Raw genomic sequence first — 17,236 nt, forward strand, 5'->3', positions numbered from 1 at the left:
GGCGCAGTAGCAGAGACAAGCCCCCTGCTCTCTTTCCCTGGAGTAGCCCAGGGAGCGGGGCGACGTGGCGGCCGGGAAGCAGCCGGCGGGACAAACGCCCGCCGGGCAGTATCGACAGGGCCAGGCGGCCCGCAAGGAATCACAAGAGGGCTGATGTATGCCACATGACGGGAGCCTGCTGCAGGCGACGGTAATTTTCCTGCTGACGGTGGTCGTACTCGTCCCCCTGGCGCAACGCCTGAAGCTGGGCGCAGTGCCAGGCTACCTGCTGGCCGGCATCCTGATCGGCCCGTCCGTGCTGGGCCTGGTCAGCCATCCGGAGAACGTCGGCCGCCTTTCTGAGATGGGCGTGGTGATGTTGCTGTTCATCATCGGCCTGGAGCTCTCCCCGCGTCGTCTGTGGATGATGCGCCGCTCGCTGTTCGGCGTGGGATCGCTGCAAGTGGGCCTGACCGCTCTGGTGCTCGGGCTGATCGCCTTCCTGCTGTTCGGCCAGTCGCCTGCCGCTGCCGTCGTGCTGGGCGTGGGCCTAGCGCTCTCCTCCACTGCCTTCGGCCTGCAGGTGCTCGCCGAGCGCAAGGAGTTGGGCAAGCCCCATGGCCGGCTGGCCGTGGGCATTCTTCTGTTCCAGGACATCGCGGCCATTCCGCTGATTGCCGTGGTGCCGTTGCTGGCAGGCAGCGGCGATCCGTCCGACGAGGGCGTGCGCCCACTGCTGACGGTCGCCGTGGGTATCGGCATCGTGATCATCGGCGGCCGTTACCTGCTGCGCCCGGTGTTTACCTGGGCGGTCGGCTCGGGGTTGCGTGAACTCTCCACCGCCACCGCCCTGCTGGTCGTACTGGGCACCGCCTGGATCATGGAACACGTCGGTGTCTCCATGGCGCTGGGCGCCTTCCTCGCTGGCATGCTGATGGCCGAGTCGCAGTTCCGCCACGAGCTGGAATCCCAGATCGAGCCGCTCAAGGGCTTGTTGCTTGGCTTGTTCTTCGTTGGCGTGGGCATGACAGCCGACCTCAGCCTGCTGCTCGATACACCGTTGCTGGTAATGGGCCTGACGGTGCTGCTGGTGGGCATCAAGCTGCCGCTGCTGTTCGGCCTGGGACGCTTCACGGGTGGGTTGGCACGCTCCGAGGCAATCTGCCTGGGCGTGGTGCTGGCGTCCGGCGGCGAATTCGCCTTCGTGGTGTTCAAGCTCGCCCTGGATCACCAACTCCTGGAGCAGCGGGTACACGATGTACTGGTGCTGGTCATCACCCTGTCGATGGCGGTGGTCCCGTTGGTGATGATGGCGCTGGCCCGGCAGATACGCGGTGACGTGCCCGCCGCTGCAGTGCCGGATGGGCCGCCGGAAGTGAGCGATGAGCCGCGCGTGGTGATAGCTGGCATGGGACGCATGGGCCGGGTGGTTGCGAACCTGCTGCAGGCCCAGGGCGTGCCGGTGGTGGCACTGGATACCTCGATGGCCGCGATCGATCGCCAAGGCAAGGATGGCCGGGTGCCGGTTTACTACGGCGACCCGACGCGCCCGGAAATCCTCCACGCCGCCAAGGTCGGCGAGGCGGAGCTGGTGATCGTCGCCACCGACGATCCGCAGATCAACCTGAACACCGTGGACGCCCTCTCCCGCCTCTACCCCAGGACCCGAGTGATCGCCCGCGCGCTCAACCGCCAGCAGGTCCTGCAATTGCTCGACCGGGGCGCCAACCCGGTGCGCGAAACCTTCTATTCCAGCCTGGAAATGGGCCGGCGCGCCTTCATCGAACTGGGTGTAAGCGAGGAACAGGCCGCGACCTGGGTGCGCCGCTACCAAGCGCAGGAAGTGCAGTCACTGCTGGAACTGCACCGCCAGGGACGCGATGACGAACCGGGTGGCTGCTTCGACGACGATGGCAGCGGCCTTGCCGGCGCCACGCCGCCCGCCGCACAACATCCAGAGTACCCCCACCCCGGCGCTGAACAGCGCAATGACCGCCCCACCTGAGGAGAAAAGCCATGCAACCAGGATTCAAGCTCGATGGCGCCCTCTCCCAGGGCATGCTCGACATTCTCATCAAGGCCGGGCTGGTCGCCGCCCTGGTGATCTTCTCCTTCGAGGTATTTCAGCCGTTCCTCGAGCTGATGCTCTGGTCAGTGATCCTCGCGGTCACCCTCTATCCGGTACTGCGCTGGGTGAAGGCGCGCACCGGGCTGAAGGATGGTCACGCGGCGACGCTGATCGTGTTGTTCGTGCTGCTGGTCCTGATAGCGCCGATCTACCTGATGGCGACATCCATCGCCGACTCCGTCGACAGCCTCGGCGCCATCCTCAAGAGCGGCACCTTGAGCGTGCCAGCGCCTTCGCCATCGGTGGCCGAATGGCCGCTGATCGGCCCGCGCGTCTATGACTTCTGGCTGGCCGCCTCCAACAGCCTGAGCGATGTACTGCGCAGCCTCATGCCCAACATCAAGGACGCCGGGCGCATGTTGCTGGGCGCGGCCGCCAGCGCAGGCGGCGCTTTCCTGCTGTTCATCGGGGCGATCATCATCTCCGGCATCATCATGGCCTTCGGCGAGATGGGCACCATTGCCGCGCAGCGCATCGCCATGCGGATTTCCGGCGCGGAACGCGGTCTGCACATTTCCGCGCTGTGCACTGCCACCATCCGTGCGGTCGCCCTGGGCGTGATCGGCATCGCCTTCATCCAGATGCTGCTGATCGGCATAGGCTTCGTGATCAAGGGCGTGCCGGGGGCGGGCATCCTGGCGCTGATCGTGCTGGTGCTGGGCATCGCCCAGGCGCCGGCGAGCCTGATTACCCTGCCGGTGATCATCTACGTGCTGAGCACCGAAGGCTTCACGGGCACCACCATCATCTTCGCCATCTATATCTTCGTCGCCGGTCTCGCCGACAACGTGCTCAAGCCGCTGCTGCTCGGTCGCGGTGTCGACGTACCGATGCCTGTGGTGCTGATCGGCGCCCTCGGCGGCATGGTGGTCAAGGGCATCATCGGCCTGTTCATCGGCCCGGTGATCCTCGCCGTGACCTACAAGCTGTTCTGGCAATGGGTCGACCAGCAGGTGCCGAAACTGGACAAGCCCGCCACTCCGGCCGAATGATCGCGAGAACGCCATGCCAGCGCGCGCCAGACCCCGCACCCTGTTCCTCGTCGCCTTGCTGGGCGGCTGCACCCAGGTCGGTCCGGACTACCAGAAGCCGGTGCAGCCCTGGCTGAACGACTGGAGCACGCCACTGCTGGACCAGGCCGGCCACCGGGCGGCTGCGCCGGATTTCAGCCGCTGGTGGACGGTGTTCGCTGACCCGACCCTGGACACCCTGATCGCCGAGGCCGACGCGCATAACACCAGTCTGCGCGTGGCCGGCCTGCGCATTGCCGAGGCCCGCGCGCAACTGGCCATCGTCGAGACCGGGCGCTATCCGCAGTTGCAGCAGATCAGCGCCGACAGTCTCTACCTCAAGCAGAACCAGCACGGCGCGCCCAGCGCGCGGGACTCGGTATTCTGGCAATCCAGCGTCGGCTTCGATATCGGCTGGGAGATCGACTTCTGGGGCCGCTTCAGCCGCGCCATCGAGTCAGCCGACGCGGTGTATTTCGCTTCCCAGGCCAACTATGCCGACGCCATGGTGCTGCTGCGCGCGCAGGTAGCCGACACCTACTTCGGCCTGCGCACCGCCGAGGCGCGCCTGGACATCGCCCGCGAGAACGCCAGGCGCCAGGAGCGCAGCCTGGAAATCACCGAGCGTCTGTTCCGCCACGGCGAGAACGACGAACTGGACTGGCAGCAGGCGCGCACCCAGTACCTGGCGACCCAGGCAACGATCCCGGAATTCGACAACCAGGTGAACGCCCTGCGCAACATCCTCTGCGCCCTCCTCGGCCGCCCGCCGGGAGAGATGCCGGAGCTGCTCGCACGCCACGGCCAGTTGCCGATGCCCAACGGCGCGATCCTTCAGGACGTACCCGCCAGCCTGCTGCAGCGCCGCCCGGACATCCGCGCGGCGGAACAGGCTGTCGTGGCGCAGTCGGCGCTGGTAGGCGTCGCCGAGGCCGACCTGTACCCGTCGCTGAGCCTGATCGGCAGCCTCGGCTGGAGTTTCGTCTCGGCCAGTAACCTGCCCGACAGCTTCAACCTCGCCGCCGGCCCGAGCCTGGTCTGGAACCCTTTCGATTACGGCCGGCGCAAGAACGCCGTGCGCGTGGAAGATGCGCGCTTGCAACAACTGATCGAGTTGTATCAGCAGGATGTGCGCAACGCCGCGCGCGAAGCTGATGACGCCGCCAGCGGACTGGTGCGCTCGCTGCAGAGCGCCGGCATCCGTGAACAGGCCTCGCAGGCGGCGCAACGCTCGCTGAGCCTCGCCAGCTCGCAGTACCGCGAAGGTTTCGCCGACTTCCAGCGCGTGCTCGATGCCCAGCAACTGTTGTTGCAGCAACAGGACGGCTACCTGGTCAGCCGCGGCAATGCGGTCAGCAGCCTGGTGGCGCTGTACAAGGCGCTCGGCGGCGGCTGGGACAGCCAGCGCGCGCCCATCGATTCCGCCACCCGGCAACAGATGCAGCAACGCACCGACTGGGGTGACCTGCTCGATGAGCCCGCCCCAGCCGCCAAGGACCAAGGAAGCCCGAAATGAGCGACACCCCCGCTACACCACCGGCACCGCCCGCGCCCCCGATTCCCGGCAAGTCTGCGCCGGATCGCGGCATGCGTCTGGTGTTGCTGCTGATCGTCGTCAGCCTGGTCTGGTACCTGCTCGCCGACCGTTTCACGCCCTACACCCAGCAAGCGCGACTGCAGGCCTATGTGGTCCCGGTGAGCGCTGAGGTGGCCGGCCCGGTGAAGCGCGTGGCCGTGGGCAACAACCAGGAAGTGCGCAAGGGCGAAGTGCTCTTCGAGCTGGACCAGGAGCAGTACCGCATCGCCCTGCAGCGCGCCGAGGCGGATCTGGAGACGGTGCGCCGGCAGATCGGCGCGAGCACCGCAGGCATCGACTCCGCCCTGGCCTCGCTGGCCGCCGCCCAGGCCAACGAACGCAAGACCCGGCAGGATGCCGAGCGCCTGCAACGGCTCTATCAGGAGGACCCCGGCACGGTTTCCGTGCGGCGGCTGGAGTCCGCGCAGGCGACCCGCGAGCAGGCGACCAGTCAGGTAGCGGCGGCCCGAGCCGAAGTCGAGCGTGCCCGTGAGCAGCAAGGCGGTCATGACGAAGACAACGCCCAGCTGCGCAGCGCCACGGCCAACGTCGCCAAGACCCGCCTTGATCTCGCCCGCACCACGGTGCGCGCCGACTCGGACGGGCTGATCACCGACCTGCGCACTGACGTCGGCCATTACGTCGGCCCCGGCAGCCCGGTGATGACGCTGATCGCCATCCACGACCTGTGGATCAGCGCCGACATGACCGAGAACAATCTCGGCCACCTGCGCAACGGCACGCCAGTGCTGGTAGTGCTCGATGCGCTGCCCGGCGAGTTGCTCAAGGGACGAATCCGCAGCATCGGTTATGGGGTCAGCGTCGGCCAGGGCACACCGCCGGGCTCGTTGCCAACGGTGCAGAACAGCCGCGAATGGCTGCGCTCGGCGCAGCGCTTCCCGGTGATCGTCGAACTGGATCGCGACCAGCTGAAAAGCCCCGCCGGCCTGCGGGTGGGCGGCCAGGCCGAAGTCATGGCGCTGCCCAGCGAAGGCAACCCGCTGAACCTGCTCGGCCGCGCGTTCATGTGGCTGATGAGCTGGCTGAGCTATGCCTACTGAGCCGGGGCCTACTGAACTGAATCCTATGCAGCTGCGCCGCAGGCGCGCGTTGCGACTGGCCTGGGGTACGGCGTTGTGCCTGGCTGTCAGCTACGGCATAGGCATGCCGATTCCCTTTCTCGCCCCGGTGCTTGCCGTGCTTCTGCTGGCGATGCGCACCCAGGCCCTGCCGCTCAAGGCGGCTCCGGCCCTGGCACTACTGGTGATGCTCAGCTGCGGCATCGGCCTGCTGCTGATCCCGCTATTGCGCCACGCGCCCCTTAGCGGCGTGCTGCTGGTGGGAGTCGGTCTGTACTGCGTGTTCCGCTATGCGCTGCGTGGCGGCAATGGCCTGCTGGCGAACCTGTTGGTGATCGGCCTGACCATGATCGCCGCCGCCGGCACCAGTGATTTCACCCTGGCTTTGTCGGTGGTCGAAGCGCTGGCCAAGGGCATGTTGCTGGCTGTGTTGAGCACCGCGGTGGCCCATGCCCTGTTCCCGGAGCCGGCCAACGCGCCCTCACCCCCTGCACCACCCTTGCCGAGTGAACAGGATGTCGGCTGGATCGCTCTGCGCGCCACGCTGATCGTGATGCCGGCCTTCCTGCTGGCGGTCATCGCGCCGGACCGCTTCATGCCGCTGATCATGAAGTCGGTAAGCCTCGGCCAGCAGGCCGGGGAAACCCGCGCGCGCCACGCCAGCCGCGAACTGATCGGCTCCACCCTGCTGGCCGGCGTGCTGGCGATCCTGGTCTGGAGCGCCCTGAGCCTGTTCGTGCACTTGTGGATGTTCTTCCTCTGGGTGCTGCTCTTCACCCTCTGGCAAGGGCGTCGCCTGTATGCCGCAGTAGCCACGCGCAAGAGCCCGGCGTACTGGGTCAGCTGCCTGACCACCATGCTGATCCTGCTCGGCCAGTCGGTGGCGGATAGCGCCGGTGGCCAGGACGTCTACCGCGCCTTCGCCATCCGCATGGCACTGTTCCTCGCGGTATCGCTGTATGCCAGCGGCATGCTCATCTGGATCGATGGCCGCCGCGCGAAGGCCCAAACGACCTAGGGTTTCCAGTCCACCCCGGAGTCAGCCAGGTAGGCATCCACGGCGGCGCCCAGCGTCGGGTGGAAGGCCGACTCGCCCAAACCCTCGAACAGCTCGAACTGCTTCATCTTGTCCTTCACCGGGTCTTTCATCTCGGCGAACTGCAGTTCGACGCCGCGCTGCTCCAGCTGCTTGTCCAACTCGGCGAGCATGTCGGCGGAAGTCACGTCGATACTGGTCACCGGGCTCGCGGCGATCACCAGCCGCTGCACCGGCGTCGGCGACTCGTCCAGCGCAGCCAGTACCTGGTTCTGGAACTGCTCGGCGTTGGCGAAGAACAGCGGCGCGTCCCAGCGCAGCATGACCAGTCCGGGGATGCGCCGGGCATTCGGGTAACGCGTTACGTCGTGATAGCCGCGGACTCCATCGACCCGTCCGAGCACCGCGTGGTGCGGCCGCCAGCCGTCCCAGAGAAACTCGATCACCGAGATCACCACGGCAATACAGATGCCTGGAATGGCGCCGAACACCGCCACGCCAGCGAAACAGCCCATGGACAGCCAGAACTCCCACTGTTGCAGGCGGAAGATACGTTTCAGGCCGGTGATCTCGAACAAGCCCAGCGCCGCGGCGATTACCACGGCAGCCAGCGCACTATTGGGCAAGTGCTGCATCAGGTTGGGGGCCACCAGCAGCAGCAAGGTCACCACCAGCGCGCCGATGATGCCGGTCAGCTGGGTCTTCGAACCGGCCGCCTCGGCCACCGGGGTGCGCGAGGAACTGCTGCTGATGGGAATGCCCTGGAACAACCCGGATGCGACGTTCGCCACGCCCAGGCCGAACATTTCCTGGTTGGGGTTCACCGTGGTTTTCAGGCGTGCCGCGTAGGTCCGCGACAGCACGCTGGTATCGGCAAAAGACACCAGCGCAACCGCAACGCCGCCCAGAACAACGTCCACCAGATTGATATCGCTCACCCACGGGACGGTGAACGACGGCAGTCCCTGCGGCAGCTGGCCCAGCACCTTCACACCATGACTGCCGAGGTCCAACAGGCTGACCGCCAGCGTCGCCAGGACCACCGCAATGAGAATGCCCGGAATGCGCTTGTACGGCTTGAGCAGCAGAATCAGCGCCAGGCAACCCGCCCCCACCGCGAAGCTTGGCCAGTTGGCGTGCCCAGCCAGCAGCGACTGGCCCAGTGACCAGAGATCCTGCAAGGGCCCCCGGCTATCGACGGACAGGTCGAACAGCTTCGGTAACTGGCTGATCAAGACCGTGAACGCGATGCCGTTCATGTAGCCGTAACGGATCGGCTTGGACAGCAGCTCGGTGATGAAGCCCAGGCGCAGCAGGCCGGCGATCATGCACACCGCACCGGAGACCAGTGCCATCAGGCTGGCGATGGCGATGGCCCGTTGTGGATCGTTAGCCGCCTGCACCAGCACCACCGCGAGAATCGGCGCGGCCAGCGCCGAGTCCGGCCCGAGTACGAGAATGCGGCTCGGGCCGAACAGCGCATAGGCCAGCAGCGGAATGATGGTCGCATACAGGCCGTAGATACCCGGCACGCCGGATGCTTCGGCATAGGCGATACCCACCGGTACCAGCATGGTGGTGAGCACCAGGCCGGCGGCAAGGTCCTTCGGCAGCCATCTCGCCTGGTAACTGCGCAGGGTGACGAGACCCGGCAGCCAGCGCTGCCAGTCGAAACCGGAAAGCTTCCGTGGCGAAGTATCGGGCATGAGGGTGAACGGCTCCGGACGGTGGCTGCGCAAGCCCCGCACGAAGGGAGCCTTTCCGCTCCCTAGCGTAGATCAGCAATCCGCCGGTTGGCGGTGCTCCCGGTCAAGAACGCGGCTCTGCGCTGCCGCCCGGCTTCGCAAAAGCCTGGCCCGGACGGCACTTACCGATCAGTCGCCCGCGCTGGCCAGCAGGCGCCGGGCACGACCCAGCACCGGAGCGTCGACCATCTGCCCGTCCACCTGGAAGGCCGCCGCGCCACCTTCCGCCGCCGCTACCACACGGCGAGCCCAGTCCAGTTCATCCGCACTGGGGGCCAACGCCGCGTGAGCAACGCCCACCTGCTTGGGATGAATGCACAGCGCGCCAAGCAGACCGAGATCGCGACCATGGCGAATGGTTGCGGCGAAGCCTTCGGCGTCATCGAACGCCGGGAAGACGGTATCCAGCGGCGGTTGCAGATCGTTCACCCGCGAATGCAGCAACAGGCTTAGCCGTACCTGGTCGTAGACCACTGCGGCGGCCGGGGTGCCGCTGCTCATGCCGATGTCCAGCGCCAGGTCGAGGCCGCCGAAAGTCAGGCGTTCTACGCCTTCGCAAGCGGCGATTTCGCCCAGCGCGAGCAGGCCACGGGCGCTCTCGATCAGCGGCCAGACCGGCTTGCCGCAGGACGCGGCAATGCGCACCTGCATCGCGCGCTCGGCCTTGGGCAACAGGATGCCGATAACGCCCGGCAAACGCCGGCACAGCTCAAGATCGGCCGCCTGCTCCGGATCGCCAGCGGCGTTCACCCGTACCCGTACGCGGGCATCCGGGTTCGCGCCGAGAAAGGCCTCCAGGTTGTCGCGCGCCTGAGCCTTGAGCGCAGCCTCGACGGCGTCCTCGAAGTCGACGATCACCGAGTCGGCGCCGCTGGCCAGGGCCTTGGCAAAACGCTCCGGGCGGCTGCCGGGAACGAACAGCGCGGTTCGTGCGACTGCATCCATGGGAATTTCCTGACTCACGGGGTTCTCCTGGGTCATACCGCGCCCTGCTCGTGCAGGCGCTGGATATCACCGGGGGTATAACCCAGTTCCCGCAGCAGGTCATCCGTCTGCTGACCTAAAGCCGGCACAGCGTCCATGCGAGCTGTGTAGGCATTGCTGTTCACCGGCGGCAAAAGCGCCGGCAGGCGACCGGCCGGGCTGTCGATCTCACGCCAGCGGTCGCGAGCGGCCAGTTGCGGGTGTTGCCACAGGCCACGCATGTCGTTGACGTGGGCGTTGGCGATCTGAGCCTGTTCCAGGCGCTCGACCACCTGCTCGGCGCCGAGGCTGGCGAAGGCTTCGACGATCAGCATGCGCAAGGCATCACGGTTGGCCACGCGCAGGCTGGTCGCAGTAAAGCGCGGATCGGTCGCCAGCTCCGGACGCTGCAGGACGATCTCGCAGAACAGCTTCCATTCGCGCTCGTTCTGCACGCCGAGCATGACGCTGCCGCCATCGCCGGTGGGGAACGGCCCGTAGGGGTAGATGGTGGCGTGGGCGGCGCCGGCACGAGGCGGCTGCGACTGACCTTCGAACGCGTAGTACATGGGGAAGCCCATCCACTCGGCCATGCCTTCGAGCATCGACACCTCGACACGACTGCCCTCCCCCGTGCGCCCGCGCAGCAGCAGCGCAGAGAGGATGCCGCTGTAGGCGTACATCCCGGCGGAAATGTCGGCGATGGAGCAACCGGCCTTGGCCATCTCGTCCGCGCCCGGCCCGCCTGTCACTGAAAGGAAGCCGCTCTCGCTCTGGATCAGCAGGTCGTAGGCTTTCTTCTGCTCATAGGGGCCGCCTTCACCGTAGCCGGAGATGTCGCAGACGATCAGGCGCGGGAAGCGCTCGTGCAGCGCTTCGAACGACAGGCCCAGGCGTGCAGCGGCGCCCGGCGCGAGGTTCTGTACCAGTACGTCGGCGGTTTCCAGCAGTTGCTCCAGCACGGTCTGCGCCGGCTCCTGCTTGAGGTCCAGGGACAGGCTTTCCTTGGAACGGTTGGTCCAGACGAAGTGCGAGGCCAGGCCGCGCACGCGCTCGTCATAGCCACGGGCGAAATCGCCGACGCCGGGGCGCTCGATCTTGATCACGCGGGCGCCGAGGTCGGCCAGTTGGCGGGTGCAGAACGGCGCGGCGATAGCGTGTTCCAGGCTGATGACGGTGATGCCGTCGAGGGGACGCGAACTCATGGGCAACTCCAGACGCCGGTCGACTGGCCGACGCGAATTCTTCAGAAATACCGGGCGGTGGGATCGGGCGGCCAGGCCGCCCGCGAGTCTTTCAGTGGAAGTCGTCGAGGTTCGACAGTTGGTGCAGCCGCCAGCTGGCTTGCACCAGGCGGTCCGCTTCAGCCTCGCTGCGCTGGCCGGCGAAGGCCAGCAGGCGACGGAACTTGTCCTCCAGCTCTGCGCGGCTCAGGCCGTTGCCCGGATCGCCCTTGGGCTCGTCGATGGCACCGTGCAGCTGACGGCCGTCGGTGGTGAGCACGTCGACGCGGCCGAGCCAGCGCCGCGGGTAGGCGCCGTCCACTTCAGGGTCGAGCTGCATGCTGACCTTCTCGCGGAAAGCCGAGACATCGGTATCGCTCAGGGAGAACTCCTCGAACTCCACCAGCCCGGCCTTGCCGTGCACGGCGATCAGGCCCAGCACGGTGCCCATGGAGAACTTCGCCTGGTGCACCGTCTGTGGCACCACCACGCGGCCGAGCACATCGATGGCGCCCTGGTGAACGCGGGTAGTGACCTGGGCGATGTCGCCATGCCTGAGCCCTTCGCGCTGCATCAGGCCCAGCAGCGCATCAGCGGCGGGATGGGTATGGCGGCAGGAGGCGTGGAACTTGTAGGAGGTCTCGCACAACGCCCAGCGCGTGCCCAGGCCATCCACCAGTTTGCTCGGGTCGGCGTCGCTGGACATGCCGGCGGCCATGCCCTGCTCGCCTTCGAGGATGTTCTGCGCGCCGGTCAGACCATCGGCCGTCAGGTAGGCGGCAAGCAGGCCGTCAGCCGCGGCTTTGGCAGTGTGAAGTTGCTTGGAGTCGGCAGCGTCCCGCAGGAATTCCCAGAGCCCGGCGGCCTGTGTGCCGGCGCTGCCCAGGCAGTTGACGAACTGTCGACTGTCCAACTCCAGCAGCTTGCCCACGGCCACTGCGGCAGCCAGGGTGCCGACCGTGGCGGTGGTATGGAAGATGCGGTAATGCGAGCGGCCGAGGAATTCGCCGATGCGGATACCCGCCTCGTAGCCGGCGACGCTGGCGAGGATCAGCTCGCGGCCGGATTTGCCCAACTCCTGCGCAGCCGCCAGGGCCGCCGGGAACACCACGGTGGCCGGGTGCAGCACGGAGCTGTTGTGCAGGTCGTCCTGCTCCACCAGGTGCGAGCTGGCACCGTTGACCAGGGCGGCGAAGTAAGCGGAAGTCGAGGTGCCGTCCACCAGCACGCGGCTCTTACCGCTCGCCGGGCCCATGCGCTGGGCGTAGCGCTGGAACAACGGGATCGGGTGGCGGTTCTGGCTGGCCAGGGCCGAGCCGAGCCAGTCGAGGAACAGTTCTTCGGTGTACTCGACCACGGACGCGGGCAGGTCTTCGTAGCGCAAACCGGCAAGGAACTCGGCGAGGGCGTGGGTATTGTTCATCGCTTGTCGTCCCGGTCGATTAGAAAGAACGCGGCAGTTCGAGCAGGTGCTCGGCCACATAGGACAGGATCAGGTTGGTGGAGATCGGCGCCACCTGGTACAGACGCGTCTCGCGGAACTTGCGCTCGACGTCGTACTCGTTGGCGAAACCGAAGCCGCCGTGGGTCTGCAGGCAGGCGTTGGCCGCTTCCCAGCTGGCCTTGGCCGCCAGGTACTTGGCCATGTTGGCGGCGGCGCCGGCGTTCTTGCCGCTGTCGTATTCATCGCAGGCGCGCCAACGCATCAGGTCAGCGGCCTCGATTTCGATGTGGGCCTCGGCGATGGGGAACTGCACACCCTGGTTCTGCCCGATGGGCCGACCGAACACCACGCGGTCGCGGGCGTACTGTGCGGATTTCTCGGTGAACCAACGGCCATCGCCAATACACTCGGCGGCAATCAGCGTGCGCTCGGCATTGAGGCCGTCGAGGATGTACTTGAAGCCCTTGCCTTCCTCGCCGATCAGGTTGCCGGCGGGGATTTCCAGATTGTCGAAGAACAGCTCGTTGGTCTCGTGGTTGACCATGTTGGCGATGGGCTGAACGGTCAGGCCGTTGCCGACGGCTTCGCGCAGATCGACGAGGAAGATCGACATGCCCTCGGACTTCTTCTTCACCTCCGCCAGCGGCGTGGTGCGGGCCAGCAGGATCATCAGGTCGGAGTGCTGGATGCGCGAGATCCACACCTTCTGGCCGTTGACCACGTACTTGTCGCCCTTGCGCACGGCAGTGGTCTTGATCTTGGTGGTGTCGGTGCCGGTGGTCGGCTCGGTGACGCCCATGGACTGCAGGCGCAGTTCGCCGCTGGCGAGCTTGGGCAAGTAGTAGGCCTTCTGCTCGGCGCTGCCGTTCCGCAGCAGAGTGAACATGTTGTACATCTGCCCGTGGATGGTGCCGGAGTTGCCGCCGCAACGGTTCACTTCTTCGAGGATCACCGAGGCCTCGGCCAGGCCCAGGCCCGAGCCGCCGTATTCCTCCGGGATCATCGCCGACAGCCAGCCGGCTTCGGTCATGGCGCGGACGAAGGCTTCGGGGAAGCCCTTCTCTTCGTCGATCCTGCGCCAGTACTCGGCGGGGAACTCCGCACACAGGGCGCGCACGCCTTCACGGATGGCCTGGAGCTCTTCGGGGGTGGACGTCATCGAAACACCTCATGTCTTTCTTGTTGGAGGCACCTTCAAAAAGGTGCGGTCAGTCGAATTCCACTTCGCCACGCTGGGCGATGCCGGCGCCGTTGCCAGCCCAGACTTCAGCCTTGCCGGGTCCGCTCAGACGGCCACCGACCTCGAACGGTTCGGGGCTGATCAGCGGGCGCAGGCCGCGGTAGGCGTAGCGGCGCAGGCGCGCCTCGGGGTTGGCACGGCAGAAGGCGCGCAGGTTCAGAGTGCCGATCAGCGGGCCGTGCACCACCAGGCCGGGGTAGCCCTCGGCCTCAGTGACGTAGGGCCAGTCGTAATGGATGCGGTGACCGTTGAAGGTCAGCGCGGAGTAACGGAACAGCAGAATCGGCGAAGGCTCCACCGTTTCACTCCAATCTCCGGCGGGCAGCGCTTCACCACTGCCCAGCTTGGGCGGTGTCGGCTCGCGGTAGACGATGTCCTGCTCTTCGCTGAAGGCCAGGCGGCCGTCCTGGCGGAAGTCGTGACGCAAGGTGACGAACAGCAGCGAACCGGTGCGCCCGTGCTTTTCCTCGACGTTAAGGATGGTGGTGGTGCGCTTGGCCACGCCGCCGACACGCAGCGGTTCGTGGAACGTCAGACGACCGCCGGCCCACATGCGGTTGCGCCCATCGGCCGGAGGCAGGAAGCCGCCGCGTGCCGGATGACCGTCGGCGCCAAGGCCCGGCTCAGTCACCTCATCCTGAAAGAACATCCAGTGCCACAGCGGCGGCAGCGCATCGCCCTTGGCCGGCGCATCTTCCGCGAGGGTCACGGCCAGACGGCGGACCAGCACGGCACTCAGTTCTTCCTCGCGTTCCTGGGAACGGCCGATCCAGTCGGCGTACGGCGAATCGCTCATGGGTGACCTCTTGGCAGAGTGGATGACGCCGAGGATGCAGCAGGGCTTGCGTTCGGCGAATCCACATTTTCATAATCCAGCGTTAAGCCACACCGAACGCAACTCTCATCCCCAAGCCTAGCGGGAACCCGTTACATGCATTTCGATCTCGCCGACCTGCGTCTTTTCACCCACATCGCCGAGGCTCCCAGCCTCACCCAGGGTGCGCGCCGCGCCCATCTTTCCGCCGCTGCCGCCAGCGCACGGATCAAGGCGCTGGAGGGCCAGCTCGAGTGCCGCCTGCTGTACCGCGACAACCGTGGGGTCGAGTTGACTCCCGCCGGGGAACGTCTGCTGCAGCACGCGCGGCTGATCCTGCGCCAGGTGGATCATCTGAAAAGCGACTTCAGCGGCCAGGCCGGCGATCAGGTCGGTCACATTCGCATCTTCGCCAACACCACGGCGGTGACTGAGTTTCTTCCGGAGCTGCTTGCCGATTTTCTCGCCGAGCGTCCCGGCGTCAGCGTGGACCTCCAGGAGCGGCTGAACCGCGACATCGTTCGCGCCATCCTCGATGGCTCCGCGGACCTGGGTATCGTTGCCGGTCCAGTCCGCGCGGAAGGACTGCAGGTCGTCCACTTCAGTACTGATCGGCTGGTACTGGCCGTGGCCCCGGGTCACCCGCTGTGCACCCTGCCCCGCCTGACCCTGGCCGACACGCTGGATTACCCGCACATTGCCCTGCATGAAGGCAGCACCCTGCAGAGTTTCCTGCGCGAACGCGTGGAACGCATGGGCGGCGACCTCAACCTGCGCATCCAGGTGGCCAGCTTCGAGGCTATCTGCCGGATGGTCGAAGCCGGGGTCGGCATCGGCGTGATCCCGGAAACGGCCGCCGTGCGCCACAGCCGCACCATGAACCTGCAGATACTGGCGCTGGACGAGCCCTGGGTGGTTCGCGAGCGCAGCGTGCTGCTGCGCGATCGCGAAGCCCTGCCCGCTTGCGCCCGCGCACTGGTGGACCTGCTGCGCGGCCTGCAGGACGGTGCCACGGAACACCAGTCCGACTGAGCCCCTGCTGCGAGGCCGTTTTGCATTCCGCTCGCTGCAGCCATATGATGGATATATGTTTTGTTATGCTTCATATGGAGACTGGCGTTCATGGGCATCATCAACCTGGACGACGAACTGCACGACCAACTGCGTCGCGCCAGCTCTGTCGCCTGCCGCTCGATCAATGCGCAGGCGGCGTTCTGGATCAAGATCGGCATGCTCTGCGAGCTGGAGCCGACCCTGAGCTTCAACGAGATCGTGACCCGTGAGCTGCAGGAAGCTGGGGTGAAGTACCCGGCCACGGCGGGTGCGAAATGATCAAGACCCTGGCAGAACTGGCGCTGATGGCCGAGTCCGGCCGACTGCTGGCAAAGGTCTTCGGCTTCGTCGACAGCCTGCCGCTGGAAGGCATGAGCACCCTCGAAGTGAACGACCGGGTCGAGCGCTACATCGTCGATGAGCTGCAGGCACGCCCGGCCAGCAAGGGCCAGTACGGCTTCGCCTACGTGCTCAATTCCTCGCGCAACCAGGTGGTCTGCCATGGCGTGCCGTCCGAGGCGGACCGCCTGCAGGATGGCGACATCGTCAACTTCGATATCACCCTGGAAAAGAACGGCTTCATCGCCGACTCGAGCAAGACCTACCTGATCGGCAAGGTCTCACCGGCGGCAAAACGCCTGGTGGAGATCACCTACGAGGCGATGTGGAAAGGCATTCGCGCGGTGAAACCCGGCGCCCGCCTCGGCGACGTCGGCCACGCCATCGAGCGGCACGCCCGGCAGAACGGCTACACCGTGGTCGAGGAATATTGCGGCCACGGCATTGGCCGCGAGATGCATGAGCCGCCCCAGGTGCTCCACTTCGGTCGCCCGCGCACCGGCCAGGTGCTCAGGGAAGGCATGACCTTCACCATCGAGCCCATGCTCAACCAGGGGCATTCCGGGGTAAAAACCCTGGCGGACGAGTGGACCGTGGTCACCCTCGACGGCAAGCTCTCCGCGCAGTTCGAGCACACCGTGGCGGTGACCGCCACCGGCTTCGAGGTCCTCACGCTGCGCCCCGAGGAGCGTAACGCCGGGTATTGATACGCCGCTCAGCCGTCGGTGGAACGGGTGAGCGCTTCCCAGTGGTTGATCTCCGTTTCCAGCGCGGAGAGTTTCTGCCGTACCAGGCCCAGTGCATCGCTGCCCAGCAGCAGGTGCCGTGGCGGCACCGGCGCCTCGATGGCCGCCAGCATCGCCTGCGCGGCCTTCGCCGGGTCGCCCAACTGCTTGCCGCTCTTTTCCTGCCGCGCCTGGCGCACCGGGTCGAACAGCGCGTCGTAATCGGCGATGGAACGCGGGCTGCGAACCATGGAACGCCCGGCCCAATCGGTGCGGAAGGAGCCTGGAGCCACCGCCGTCACCGCAATACCGAAGCCTTCGACTTCCTTGCCGAGCGCGTCGCTGATGCCCTCCAGGGCGAACTTGCTGCCGCAGTAAAAGGCGATGCCCGGCAGGGTGATATAACCGCCCATCGAGGTGATGTTGAGGATGTGCCCACGGCGGCGACTGCGCATGGCAGGCAGCACGGCCTGAATCATCGCCACGGCGCCGAAGACGTTCACCTCGAACTGCCGGCGCATCGCTCCCAGCGGTGACTCCTCGAGGATGCCTTCGTGGCCGTAGCCGGCACTGTTCACCAGCACATCCAGCGGGCCGATGCTCGCTTCGATTTCAGCAACCACACCTGGGATGGCATCGAAGTCGGTCACATCGAGCAGGCGCCCGAAGACCTTCCCTGGCGCCAGCGCTTCAAGTCCGGCGCGGGCCTCTTCATTTCGCACCGTGCCGATCACAAGATGTCCGGCGGCGAGCGCCTCATGGGTCAGGGCCAAGCCGAAGCCACTGTTGGCGCCGGTGATCAGCAGGGATTTTCGATAGGACATGGGATGACTCCATTGCGGGGGAATTGAGTGCACAATACTCAGCACCGCCTCTCGCCAA

Annotated in this window: 15 protein-coding genes; 8 read left to right on the forward strand and 7 right to left on the reverse strand. The window is 66.4% G+C overall.

The annotated features are described in order from the left end of the window. The first annotated feature begins 157 nt into the window (after positions 1-157). From ACKI1H_RS20795 to ACKI1H_RS20815, 5 genes are read left to right on the forward strand one after another with little or no spacing between them, the layout of a single operon-like run. Positions 158-1,984: a monovalent cation:proton antiporter-2 (CPA2) family protein gene (locus tag ACKI1H_RS20795; protein ID WP_440466172.1), complete on the forward strand. Its 1,827-nt coding sequence runs from the start codon at positions 158-160 to the stop codon at positions 1,982-1,984. An 11-nt stretch (positions 1,985-1,995) separates the two neighbouring features. After that, positions 1,996-3,099, forward strand: a complete 1,104-nt coding sequence (locus tag ACKI1H_RS20800) for an AI-2E family transporter (protein ID WP_440466173.1) — start codon at positions 1,996-1,998, stop codon at positions 3,097-3,099. Between the two features lie 13 nt (positions 3,100-3,112). Continuing rightward, the gene (locus tag ACKI1H_RS20805; protein WP_440466174.1) at positions 3,113-4,633 is read left to right on the forward strand and encodes an efflux transporter outer membrane subunit; all 1,521 of its coding nucleotides are present in this window, start codon (positions 3,113-3,115) and stop codon (positions 4,631-4,633) included. Then, entirely contained in the window at positions 4,630-5,754 is a 1,125-nt protein-coding gene (locus ACKI1H_RS20810) for an HlyD family secretion protein (RefSeq protein ID WP_440466175.1), read from the forward strand. Before ACKI1H_RS20805 ends, ACKI1H_RS20810 begins: the two co-directional genes overlap by 4 nt. Beyond that, the gene (locus ACKI1H_RS20815; protein WP_440466176.1) at positions 5,744-6,790 is read left to right on the forward strand and encodes a DUF2955 domain-containing protein; all 1,047 of its coding nucleotides are present in this window, start codon (positions 5,744-5,746) and stop codon (positions 6,788-6,790) included. The genes ACKI1H_RS20810 and ACKI1H_RS20815 overlap by 11 nt, the downstream gene beginning before the upstream one ends. Here ACKI1H_RS20815 and ACKI1H_RS20820 read toward each other — a convergent pair. The 6 genes from ACKI1H_RS20820 to ACKI1H_RS20845 all read right to left on the reverse strand — a co-directional run bounded on the left by ACKI1H_RS20820 (position 6,787) and on the right by ACKI1H_RS20845 (position 14,219). Further along, positions 6,787-8,514, reverse strand: coding sequence for a SulP family inorganic anion transporter (locus tag ACKI1H_RS20820; RefSeq protein WP_440466177.1), 1,728 nt, complete (start codon positions 8,512-8,514; stop codon positions 6,787-6,789). The genes ACKI1H_RS20815 and ACKI1H_RS20820 overlap by 4 nt on opposite strands. 168 nt (positions 8,515-8,682) lie before the next feature. After that, on the reverse strand, positions 8,683-9,498 hold the full coding sequence (locus ACKI1H_RS20825) for an HpcH/HpaI aldolase/citrate lyase family protein (protein WP_440466178.1): 816 nt from the start codon (positions 9,496-9,498) through the stop codon (positions 8,683-8,685). A gap of 32 nt (positions 9,499-9,530) precedes the next feature. Next, positions 9,531-10,721: a CaiB/BaiF CoA transferase family protein gene (locus tag ACKI1H_RS20830; protein ID WP_440466179.1), complete on the reverse strand. Its 1,191-nt coding sequence runs from the start codon at positions 10,719-10,721 to the stop codon at positions 9,531-9,533. A 91-nt stretch (positions 10,722-10,812) separates the two neighbouring features. Continuing rightward, on the reverse strand, positions 10,813-12,162 hold the full coding sequence (locus ACKI1H_RS20835) for an MmgE/PrpD family protein (RefSeq protein WP_440466180.1): 1,350 nt from the start codon (positions 12,160-12,162) through the stop codon (positions 10,813-10,815). 19 nt (positions 12,163-12,181) lie between these two features. Then, a complete protein-coding gene (locus ACKI1H_RS20840) occupies positions 12,182-13,342 on the reverse strand; it encodes an acyl-CoA dehydrogenase family protein (protein WP_440466181.1) in 1,161 nt (386 codons plus the stop codon). 49 nt (positions 13,343-13,391) lie between these two features. Further along, positions 13,392-14,219, reverse strand: a complete 828-nt coding sequence (locus ACKI1H_RS20845) for an FAS1-like dehydratase domain-containing protein (protein ID WP_138524821.1) — start codon at positions 14,217-14,219, stop codon at positions 13,392-13,394. Between the two features lie 135 nt (positions 14,220-14,354). Here ACKI1H_RS20845 and ACKI1H_RS20850 point away from each other — a divergent pair, with 135 nt between their 5' ends. The 3 genes from ACKI1H_RS20850 to map all read left to right on the forward strand — a co-directional run bounded on the left by ACKI1H_RS20850 (position 14,355) and on the right by map (position 16,336). Next, positions 14,355-15,269: a LysR substrate-binding domain-containing protein gene (locus ACKI1H_RS20850; RefSeq protein ID WP_138524823.1), complete on the forward strand. Its 915-nt coding sequence runs from the start codon at positions 14,355-14,357 to the stop codon at positions 15,267-15,269. 90 nt (positions 15,270-15,359) lie between these two features. Then, entirely contained in the window at positions 15,360-15,569 is a 210-nt protein-coding gene (locus tag ACKI1H_RS20855; RefSeq protein WP_054910709.1) for a ParD-like family protein, read from the forward strand. Continuing rightward, complete coding sequence (map, locus tag ACKI1H_RS20860; protein ID WP_440466182.1) at positions 15,566-16,336, forward strand: type I methionyl aminopeptidase; 771 nt, start codon at positions 15,566-15,568, stop codon at positions 16,334-16,336. Before ACKI1H_RS20855 ends, map begins: the two co-directional genes overlap by 4 nt. Positions 16,337-16,344: 8 nt before the next feature. Here the strand turns inward: map and ACKI1H_RS20865 are convergent, their stop codons facing one another. Then, positions 16,345-17,178, reverse strand: a complete 834-nt coding sequence (locus ACKI1H_RS20865) for an oxidoreductase (protein WP_440466183.1) — start codon at positions 17,176-17,178, stop codon at positions 16,345-16,347. Between the last annotated feature and the right edge of the window lie 58 nt (positions 17,179-17,236).

This window comes from Pseudomonas sp. YH-1 (assembly GCF_051990045.1).
Lineage (GTDB): Bacteria > Pseudomonadota > Gammaproteobacteria > Pseudomonadales > Pseudomonadaceae > Pseudomonas > Pseudomonas nicosulfuronedens.